The sequence below is a fragment of the Bartonella sp. MR90HLJMH genome (genome assembly GCF_042194115.1).
Lineage (GTDB): Bacteria > Pseudomonadota > Alphaproteobacteria > Rhizobiales > Rhizobiaceae > Bartonella > Bartonella grahamii.
Map to the genome: position 1 here is coordinate 1,439 of NZ_JBHIMM010000016.1, position 11,075 is coordinate 12,513.

Annotated in this window: 6 protein-coding genes and 3 pseudogenes; all 9 read right to left on the minus strand. The window is 39.1% G+C overall.

What is annotated here, in order from left to right:
- Window positions 1–1,961: pseudogene (locus ACFIJ9_RS08205) on the minus strand (hypothetical protein); the annotation flags it as partial.
- 435 nt (window positions 1,962–2,396) lie between these two features.
- Window positions 2,397–3,151 (minus strand): annotated as a pseudogene (locus tag ACFIJ9_RS08215) (YadA-like family protein); the annotation flags it as partial.
- 162 nt (window positions 3,152–3,313) lie between these two features.
- A pseudogene (locus ACFIJ9_RS08745) lies at window positions 3,314–3,583 on the minus strand (hypothetical protein); the annotation flags it as partial.
- Window positions 3,541–3,891 carry a hypothetical protein gene (locus ACFIJ9_RS08225; RefSeq protein WP_375636673.1) on the minus strand — a complete coding sequence of 117 codons (351 nt, stop codon included), beginning with the start codon at window positions 3,889–3,891 and terminating at the stop codon, window positions 3,541–3,543. The gene ACFIJ9_RS08225 and the pseudogene ACFIJ9_RS08745, both read right to left, overlap by 43 nt.
- An 82-nt stretch (window positions 3,892–3,973) precedes the next feature.
- On the minus strand, window positions 3,974–4,153 hold the full coding sequence (locus ACFIJ9_RS08230) for a hypothetical protein (protein WP_375636674.1): 180 nt from the start codon (window positions 4,151–4,153) through the stop codon (window positions 3,974–3,976).
- Window positions 4,117–4,623 (minus strand): hypothetical protein, encoded by a 507-nt coding sequence (locus ACFIJ9_RS08235; protein ID WP_375636675.1) that lies wholly within the window; start codon window positions 4,621–4,623, stop codon window positions 4,117–4,119. Before ACFIJ9_RS08235 ends, ACFIJ9_RS08230 begins: the two co-directional genes overlap by 37 nt.
- Window positions 4,586–4,780, minus strand: coding sequence for a hypothetical protein (locus ACFIJ9_RS08240; protein WP_375636676.1), 195 nt, complete (start codon window positions 4,778–4,780; stop codon window positions 4,586–4,588). The genes ACFIJ9_RS08235 and ACFIJ9_RS08240 overlap by 38 nt, the downstream gene beginning before the upstream one ends.
- Entirely contained in the window at window positions 4,780–4,932 is a 153-nt protein-coding gene (locus ACFIJ9_RS08245) for a hypothetical protein (RefSeq protein ID WP_375636678.1), read from the minus strand. Before ACFIJ9_RS08245 ends, ACFIJ9_RS08240 begins: the two co-directional genes overlap by 1 nt.
- A gap of 771 nt (window positions 4,933–5,703) precedes the next feature.
- On the minus strand, window positions 5,704–11,001 hold the full coding sequence (locus ACFIJ9_RS08250) for a YadA-like family protein (protein ID WP_375636680.1): 5,298 nt from the start codon (window positions 10,999–11,001) through the stop codon (window positions 5,704–5,706).
- Window positions 11,002–11,075 lie beyond the last annotated feature (74 nt).

Below are 11,075 nucleotides of genomic sequence, written 5' to 3' on the forward strand. Positions count from 1 at the left end.
TTATTGATTTTTTGTGTAAAATCATTTGTCACATTCGTTAAATGATCATTCACATTCTTTACATTTGCATCAAGACCTGTCAAAGCGTCACCAACATTTTCAAAGGTTTTCTGAACCACCTTACCATTCGCAGAAACTGTAGATAAATTATATTTGGGTCCTTTAAAGGCACCATTCTCGAATGAGGCATCACCACCAAAGTAGTTTGCTATATCTTGAGAGATTTGATTAATTTGGTTCCCATTGATTGCATCATGTGAATTTTTAGCAATTGTGCCATCTTTAACATTAAGGAGAGCTACTGGTCCTTGACTCTTATTGCCGCCCAAAGACACACTGTTATAATTTACAGTGCCATCTGCACTTTTATCGTAAAGAACTGCAAAAGCACTTCCCTCTTTAATATTATTAATACTGTTACTAATATCTGCTATACGGCCATCCAGCTGTTCTTTATTAACCGCTTCATCATTATTAACCGCTGCCTTCACACCGGAAATTGTACGAGCACCACCTGATTTGTTCGCAACATTGATTTGAGTTCCACCTGTTGCCTTACCAATGGTGATAGTATCTGCATCTCCTTCCTGCTTGACAAGGCTATTTCCTGCTATTTGATTTTTTATCTCTTGTAGCTGCGCAAAATTCACCGCATCATCAGGTTCTTCCCCAGCTGCCACTCCTGTAATCTGTTTATTGCCAGCATCAATACCATCCACAGTTATTCTAGCCCCATCAGCAAATATAATGCCATCATTACTCATAGAGCTTCTTCCAGCGGTAACTCGCTCCACTGTAATATTATCTGCTAGATCAAATTTTACATTATTGTCTTCCGTACCTTTTGTAATCTTAAGGTTATCACTTGCCGCTGACAAATCTACAGTATCTTTTATACCAATCGTTGTGGCATTTTTACCCCCAACAGATAGTGTCCAACCTTGGTCTACGTATGATTGTAACGTTTTTAGCTGTGCAACATTAACGGCATCATGCAATTCAGTACCAGCTGCCACTCCTACAATCTGGCGCGTTTTCTCTGATTTAACATCACCAACACTCACTGCAGCTAGCGTACTTTTCCATGCAAAGTTGTCAGACTGTGAAGGACCTTTAATGTAAGGATCATAACCGATAGCGCCAGCAGCAACATAAGCTACAGACTCGCTTCCAAGAGCAACACCCTCACGCTCAGTCGCTCTTGCATCTAAACCAATCGCTATCGAAAGATCTGTTTGAGCTTGAGCACCATAACCTATAGAAATTGCTTGTTTTCCATCTGCAAGTGATTTGTTACCGAATGCAATACTATCAACGCCTTTTGCTTTTGCAAGCCCACCAATAGCAATCGTATTGCTTGCTACTGCTTCAGACGCAACCCCTATAGCAATACTTGCTTGTTCACCTGCAAGTGCACCAATACCAAAGGCTTGTGCTCCCCCACGCTTTGCAGTCGCACCCGCTCCAAATGCTGTTGAATAATGCCCCATTGCGGAAGATCCACACCCAGTTGCAAAAGAAAACACACCATAAGCTTCAGGCAGAACATTTGAAAGACCACCGGTTTCTTTTCCCATATACCCCCCGGTAACGGTCAGACCATCACCAGCCCAAGTAAGCTGACCAAGCCCCCAGTTAAAAGGACGCTTGCCATTAATCTCTTTATTCATAGAAACTCTTTCATATAGTTCCTCTGCAGTGATTTGTTTATCAGTACCTTGATTGCTTCCACCACGATCAATAACATTATACACACCACAGTTATCATCATCGCCAGCTAATACAATACTGCCATGGCTAGCGTATTTATAAGACACGCTAGGACTACTTGTACTTTGAACTTTATCACCTGTTATCGCAAGATTTGCAGCAACCACAGGAGAAACACTCGACAAGAGCGCCGCTATAACTGTTCCCAATGAAACCCCTTTAATCGAATTTGGTGTTGAATATTTTTTCATAATACCCCCTTCATAATAACAGATAAAAAACACAAAAAAGGTATGCTCTAGAGCTTTCTTATTTCCCTTGCGTGTTCCTACTTTTACAGCGTGTTTCAGAACATAAATAAAATTAAGACATAAGCTGTTGTTTCTACAGTGTCTTAGAGGGTACTTAGGGGCAAGTTCGTGAAAGTCAATTTGAGGAAGGTAAAAAAATACTTAATATTAGAATGGATCTCATTTTTCTATCAAAGGTTGTACGTCGTTTTTAGCTTTGACCTCTTTGAAAAAGGTATAATTTTTGTACCTATTGATCATCAATTTAGGCAACAGTTTATTTTTCGTGAATAAGATTTTTTATTTCATTAGAGGCTTTATGAAAGCTTTTTACTAAAATGCCCCTGCTTTGATGAGGCAGGAGCAAGGAGCATATTTAAAAAAGTTTTTTGCTTATCAGTTCAGTATTAAATTAAGCCCAACACCTACCACCCCAATGACCACCAGAACTCGTTGCGGAGAGATTGGAGCAAATCTTTCCATCTTCTGACATATAACCAGCGCCAATAGCAAATGCGGATTGACTGCGCCATAAACCACCACCAAATGATAGACTGATTTTTCCAGGAGTATCATCATAACTTAAATTAGACACTGCCAAATCTATGGCTGCGGCTTGTCTTGCTTCTTTTCAGATATCCTCAACAGTATAACTTAACGCTGCAAACTTTATTTCTGTATACGAATGAACCTCTTTAACACCATCCTTTACAATATTAGACACTTTCTCATCCGTATATTCTTTTACTTTATCGAGAATCATATCTGTCTGCTTTTTCGTATAATCATGTAACTGATCACCATTTACGGCTTCTATCAAGCCTTTTTCAATCCTACCAGCAGCTACATTATCTGTGATAACTGGATCACTCTCATCTTCACTGACTAAGGTTACTTTATTGAATGCTTGAACTTTAAACTCAGGCGCTATCCATTTACCTTTCTTACCATAGCTTGCTCCACCACCGAAATATGCTGCAAATTGATTTTTCAATGAATAAATCTGGTTCCCTGTTATGGCTTCTGTCGAGCCTTCTGAAATATCTCCATCCAAAAGATGCGTTATCTTGCTGTTATTTTTTTTCGTCTTTTCCATGCCGAGCCACAAATGCCCCTGCTTCATTACTCCATAACAAAGCATTTTGCTCGATGTTGCCAGAAATTTCATTAGGAAGCTTCGCGAAAACACTATTTATGCCAGCAAAAGCTGCTGCAATATTATCATAGCTGTTCTCTTCAAAGGTTCCATCATCTTTGAAAACTTTCAGCTTGGAACTTGGTGCTGTCCATTCTTCATTCTCATATCTAGCACCACCGCCAAAATATTTTGCAAGCGTTTGATTTAGTGAATAAAGCTGACCACCATTGACAACATCAGTGGAATTTTCCGTAATTTTATTTGCTACATTATGAAGTGCAACGGGAGCTGTAGTTTTTCCAAAAGTTATACTTTCATAATTAATAGTGCCATTTTCATCATTTGCTTTATCATAATGAACAACAGAAGAATCATCAGATTGAAGATCATTAGCAAGTTTCTCTAAACTTTCTTCAAGCTTTTTTTTATTAACAGCATCATTGATGCTTTATCTCTCTCTGCTTTCTTAACACCAGAAATTATCCGTAATTTATCACTTTTATTCGCAATATCGATTTTATCACCATCTATATCCTTACCAATGGTAATGTGTTTTGTTGCTGTATCCTGTTTTACAAAAATACTCACTGCACCAGTATTGCGAGTTCCTTCTGCAATATTTTTTACTTTTTTACTTGCCGCATTAATACTACCGGTAGTTATTTGTGGGCCATCAGTAATTACTAAGCCTGTTGCATCTACTTTTGTTTTCTCTCCTAATGTTATGCTTTTTAATGCTATGTCATTAGCCAAACCAAATATGAGCTTATTTTCATCGTCCTTATCTCTTTTAACCCTGAAGTCACTTCTTCCGGATGAAAATTTATTGTACTATCTAGCACCACATCTTTAGCTGCCTCACCAGCAATAGACAGTTTCCAACCTTTTTTCTTACGATTTCTTCTAAATCCTGCAACTGTCTAAGGTTCACTGCATCGGCAGGTTTGCTACCAGCTGCTACGCCTATAATTTGGCGCGTTATGTTCTTACTAGGAACATCAATACTCTCTTGCACTTTTCGTACTTTTCTATTGAGATTCGGTGTTTTTGACCAGTCCTTGCAGAAGAGACATATACCCAAAAAACGCCAGCAGCCCTACCAGGCACAAAGTTGTTCCCGATAGCAACACCCCCCCGCCCATCATCAACCGTCACGTTAGAATAGGAACCTATAGCGATACTGCCAACCACATTTGCTATTGAATAGAAGCCTATTAAATAGCTTCTTGAGCAAATGCATATGCACCCAAGAGCAATCGAACCATACCCTAGGGCTTTAGAAACGACACCTACATCTATTGAATAATCACTCTTTGCAGTTGTATAATTGTTATCTCCATATCCGCTCTTCTTATTATATTCACCACCTATTGCGACACTGCTTTTCCCCAAAGCATGAGCCATATTGCCTACAGCAACGCTCCATTCTTTTTCCGCTTGCGTTCCACTATCTAAAGCAATACTTGTGTTTGGAGTACGTTGCATCTTCGTTGTTTTCAGAACTTATTGTAATTGTAGAGTTATTGTTCATCACCAATTGCGGATCGGTAAGAGATTTCTCACTAAAACCATCCTTACTCTTAATAGAAAGCGTATTGACGAAAAAATTGATATAGCCACTATCATCTGTAGAATCATCCACTATTGGTGCCATTGCTGTGCTGTATTAAGTGCTGTTAAATAACTTGCTTTTAATAAATCAAAACCTTTTGAGAGAGCCCCAATGCTGTTAGAGTTAGCATACGCAGAAAGAAGTATTTTTCCTTGAGAATAGCTCTTTGCAGCTTTTGCCATGGCTTTAAGCAGCTGTTCTATGCAGCTGTTCTATTATGTCAATTTTTTTCGCCAAAACAGGAATAGCATTCGATAAAAAACAACTATAACAACTCCCAATGAAAACGTTGCTACAAACAACCGATAAAATAAACGCCGAAAACTTGAGCTATTTCCCTTGAATATGATTCAATAATTTTTTCATAACAAACCCTCAATAAAAACCATGCCTAAAACATAAAAAAGACATATTTTGAATTGTAAGAATTTGCACTATTTGCTTTTTATACTCGTAATTAAGTTAAAACAATTTGGAGAAATTAAAATTTTACTATGAAGCTACAAAAAAGGAAACTGATTAAAAAACATAATATTTTTAACTATTCTATTTTTAAGATAATTTGTCATTTAAACAACAAGACTTTCAATGAAAAATTATAACGATACCAATATAAAGCATACGTTTAACACTACACGAAAATAAAAGCTAAAACTGTCTCTTTTTAATAAAGGGTATATTCGTATTTATATTGTTTTAGGCACTTTAATAAATCAAAATAACAGGATAGAGCAGTAACCTCATTACCTAATTATCAAAAAATAGCAATCAATTTTTTGAATCTTTACCACTAAGGTCTTTTATTCTCAAAAAAAGTTGTAATAGGCTTTTTATATAATTACGGGAGTTCTGTACATTTAGAATAGCTTTAAAGGGCTCTGAAAGAAGATAAAAAAATTGCCCTTTTCTTAAATAAGAAAAAGGCAAATCAATTTTATGGATTCAGTCGTTTATTAGTTGAGTATCACATTAACCCCTGCACTTATACCCCAGTGACCTCCAGAAGTGGTAATTGACAAGTTGGAACCAATATCACCGTTCTCTGAAGTATAACCAGCCCCAACAGCAAACGCGGATTGACTACGCCATAAACCACTACCAAATGCGAGTGTTAATTTTCCAGGAATATCACTATAGCGTAAACCAGCTACCGCTAAACCAACAGCTGCTGCTTGTCTTGCCTCTTTTCGAACATCCTCAACAGCATAACTTAATGTCGAAAACTTCATATCCGTGTATGAATTAGCCTCATTAACTCCATCTTTTACAAGATGAGAAATTTTCTCATCCGTATACTTATTGGCATCTTCAAGAACCGTCTTCATCTGCTGTTCTGTGTAATCATGCAACTGACCTCCATTAACAGCTTCTTTCGAATCCTTTTCAATCTTTCCATCCGCTACATTGTCTATTAATACTGGAGAACTGTCATCTCCACCAACTAATGTAACTTGATTGATCTTTTCACCTGTTTTTTTATCTCTATCATATTGTACAGATCCCTCCGTAACTTTAGTTTCAATATCCTTGACCTGATCTGTAATCATCTGCTGAGTTTCCCAAAGCTGACCTCCATTAACTGCTTCTTTGGAATCTTTGTCTACCTTACCGTCCTCTACATTGATAATCTTACTAGGACTCTTAACGCCCTGATCATCAACGTGAGAAGCATCATAGCTTCCTTTTTCTTCATTCCAATTCAGACCATTAGACGCAACATCCTTTTCAACTTCTTTTATACGATCGTTGATAGTGCTCATGCTGTCATTAACAACATCAAATGCTTCAGAGACATTATTACGCTCCTCTTTATCACCTTTCGTACCATCCTCATTGAAAACCTGAACGTAGAATTTGGGTCCTTGCCAGTTTCCTTCCTTATCATAACCAGCTCCTCCACCAAAATATGAGGCAAAGCTCTGTTGAAGAGTATAAATCTGACCTCCATTAATCGCATCACTCGAGCCTGATGCTATAGAACCAGCCGCAAGTGATATGATTTTGCTGGCTTTTCTGTCATCCCCTTCCCCATGCAGAGCTACAAAAGCTTTGTCACCATCGCTCCAAGATAAAGAATCTTGTGCAACTCCTTCTGAGACCTCCTTAATACGATCGTTAACATTCTTGATATTCTCATCAAGTCCTTTAAAGGCAGAACCAACATCGGTATGCGGTTTATCTGTTACTTCACCATCTTTATCAATACTAGATAAATTATAAGTTGGCCCTTTAAAAGCACCATCCTTAAATTCAGCATCTCCACCCAAGAATTTTGCTACATCCGTTGAAAGGATGTAAACCTGTCCTCCATTGATAACATCCGTTGAGTTTTCCGCAATCGATCCTGCGGCTACATTATGCAGCGCAACAGGTTTAGCATCCTTCCCTTTACCAAAAGTTACATTTGTATAATCAATTTGATCATCTGTTGTTTTATCGTAAAGAACAACAGAAGAACTATCAGACAGAAGGGTATCAGAAAGATCCTTCAAACCTTTATCAAGCTGTCCCTTGTTAACCGCTTCATTGTCTTTTTCTGCCGCCTTCACACCAGAAAGGGTTCGATCCTTACCACTCTTGTTTGCGATATTGATTTCATTTCCTTCTACTCCTTTACCAATGTTGATAACATCTTCATTTTTCGTAACAAGAAGATTACTGATTACATCGCTGATCACATTTTGAATCTTTGTGAAAAGTTTACCCACACCTGAAAATGCATCTGATACATTTTTATAGCTTGATTCAGCTTCAGTGCCATCATCATTGATAGTTTTGAGCTTAAAATCAGGAACATTCAATTCCCCATCCTTATATTCAGCGTCATTAGAAAAATATTTTGCAACCTTATCGCCCAATGAATAAAGTTGAGAACCATTTACTGCATCCGTCGATTCTTTCGTAATATCTCCTATAGCAAGTGATGTGATTTTACTGGCTTTTCTGTTATCCCCTTCCCCATGCAAAGCGACAAAAGCTTTGTCACCATCGCTCCAAGATAAAGAATCTTGTGCAACTCCTTCTGAGACTTCCTTAATGCGAGCATTCACATTCTTGATATTATCATCAAGTCCTTTAAAGGCAGAACCAATATCGGTATGCGGTTTATCTGTTACTTCACCTTTTTCATCAATATTCGATAAATTATAAGGTGGCCCTTTAAAGTTTTTTCCATCAAAGGATACATCTCCACCTAAAATTTTTGATAAATCCGAAGCTATGGTATTAATCTGACCACCCGTGATTGCATCATGTGAATCCTTGGAAATCTTACCATCAGCAACATTATGGAGACCTACAGCTATCTTATCTTTAGCTTTTCCTAAAGTCACACTACTATAATTAGTTTTACCATCTGAATCTTTATCATAATGAACAACTGCTGATTCATCAGACTGAAGACTGTTCGAAAGATCTTTCAAGCCTTTATCAAGCTGTCCTTTGTTAACGGCTTCATTGTTTTTCGTCGCGTCCTTTACACCAGAAAGAGTCCGATCCGCACCAGCCTTATTGGCAATATTGATTTCACTGCCTTCTACTGCAGCTCCAATAGTGAGACGATGCGTTGTTTTGTCTTGCTGAACAAAGCTTTCGCTTTCTACTTTGTTAATCACATTATTAACCTGTTCAGTCAATTTATTCTGAACATTCGTGATAGAACTACCAACTCCAGCAAAAGCAGATGCTACATCAGGATAATCCTTATCTTCAGGGCTGCCATCTTCCTTGATTGTTTTTACCTTGAATGTAGGAGCGGTCCATTTCCCATCCGCATAGACAGCACCACCACCGAAATACGAAGCACCCCCTGTGCCCAATGTATGAAGCTGTGAGCCATTTACTGCGTCTGTTGAAATTCCACTGATTGCCCCGCCAAGTAGACCGGAAAGTTTCCGCCCTTCATTACTTTTGTTCAAAATACTGATTTCGCTACCACCAGTTTCCATACCAACAGTGATAAGACCCGTTCCTCCATCACGGAGACTACGCGCTAAAGTCTTCTTTGCTACTTGCTTAACAAGAATACTGTCTCTTACATTAGCAATTTCAGTATTTGTTGCCAAAAGTTGTGAACCATTGACAGCTTCGGTTGATTCTGCTGTGAGTGCGCCACTTTGAATGCCTGCTATCTTCTTACTACCAGCATCAATACCACCCGTTGTTATTTTCGGACCTCCAGTAATTACTAGACCTGTTGCGTCTAGGGTATTTGTGCCGGCCTTTACGCTCGTTAATGCAACATCTTGAGCCAGATCAAATTTTAGCTTATTGTCTTTATCACCTTTTGTAATTTTAAAATTTTTACTTCCAGTTGAAAAATCTACCGTATCATCTATGCTAACGGCTTTGGTATTTTTATCATCAACAGAAAGTTTCCAACCTTTACCTGCGTACGCTCTTAGTGCTTTTAGCTGCGCAATGTTGACGGCATCAGTATCTGCATAACCCGCTGCCACACCTGTAAGCTGTCGTGTTATCTTATTCGGAGTATCACCAACACTAAAAGCTCCTTGAGTGCTCTTCCATATCACACCATCATCTGTTGACTTGCTACCTATGGAAGGATCATAGCCAACAGTGGACGCTGGGTTACGAGAAACAGATTGATAACCCACAGCAACACCACCAGGAACAGCAGCTTGTACTTGTGCATTTGAACCTAATGCCATACTATTTGCACCAAATGCATTTGAAAGTCCACCTAATGCCATACTATTTTCAGCAGATGCCGCTGCAAAACTACCTAATGCAATACTATTTTCGGCATTTGCATTTGAAAGATTACCTATAGCAATACTTCCTTGCCCACCTTTCCCCTCAGCGGCGGCAATTTTAATGCTCTTCGATTCGGCATTCCATTTAAAGACACTATCATCGGTAGCTTTTTTAATCTCATTTTTAATCTCATTGTGAAGATTTACATAAGACTTACCCACACCCTCAAAGGCTTTTGCTACATTCGGAAAACTTTCTTCTTCAATCTCATTCGTCTCAGAATTAAAAGTTTTAATTTTGAACTTTGGATCATCCCATTGGCCATTCGTAAATTTAACACCACCGCCTAAATATCCAGCTATGTGGGTAGCTACAACATTCAACTGACTACCATTTACCGCGTCTTTTGAATCTGCACTAAGATCACCAGGTGCAATACCTGTTATCCTTTTATTTCCAGCATCAATACCACCGGTGGTTATTTTCGGACCATCAGTAATGGCTAAGCCCGTGGCATCGAAGGTATTTGTGCCTGCCTTTAAGCTCGTTAATGCAACATCTTGAGCTAAATCGAATTTTAACTTATTGTCTTTATCACCTTTTGCAATCTGAAGATTTGTGCTTCCAGCAGAAAAATCTACATCACCATCCATAAGAACAGTTGTACCATTTGCACCGCCAACAGAGAGTTTCCAACCGTTTTTTCTTACAACATCTTCTAAGTCTCTCAACTGCCTAACATTCACAGCATCGGCAACCTCAGAACCAGCTGCTACGCCTGTAATTTGTCTGGTTATACCCTTACTATAATCACCAACACTCACTGCACCCCGCGTACTTTTCCATTGCGATGAGGTATTTGTTGCAGGACCCTGCAACACAGAAGTATAACCAAACTCACCAGCAGCCCTACTGGCTACAGAACCTCTTCCTAGAGCAACACCATCTTCCACCGAAACTACAGAATTGGCACCTATAGTGATAGCTCCCTTTCCCTGTGCTTCCGAATAAGAACCCAAAGCAATGGAGAGCTCATCAATCGCCTTAGCACGATAACCAAGAGCAGTTGCACCCTGTCCTAAGGCCTGAGAAACAGAACCTAAAACAGTTGTATAATTAGCTTTTGCTAATGTATATCCACTCGACTCATCCTCCTTATTATATTCACCACCTATTGCGATACTGCTGACACCTAAAGCGCGAGACATGTGGCCCACAGCTATACTATCTTGTCCTGCTGCATATGGATAAGAACCTATAGCAACGGACTCGTCACTCCCTGCATATGCAATATAACCAAAAGCAACCCCATTATTTTTCGCAGCAGTACTACCATAACCTACAGCAGCAGCCTGAAAACCTTGAGATTTAGCGTTCTTACCAATAGCGACCGAGCGATCTCCTCCTGCAATTGTACGACCGTCTTTGGGAACCGGTGCAGTACTTCCATGTGGAACTTCGCCACCTATTGCGACACTTCCATCGCCTTCAGCGAGCGCATAACGACCTATAGCAATACTGCCCTGGCTCTTCACCTCCGCATGATAACCAATAGCAACGGATTCTCTAGCTAGTACTGATACATTAGTACCAATAGCAACATTCTCGG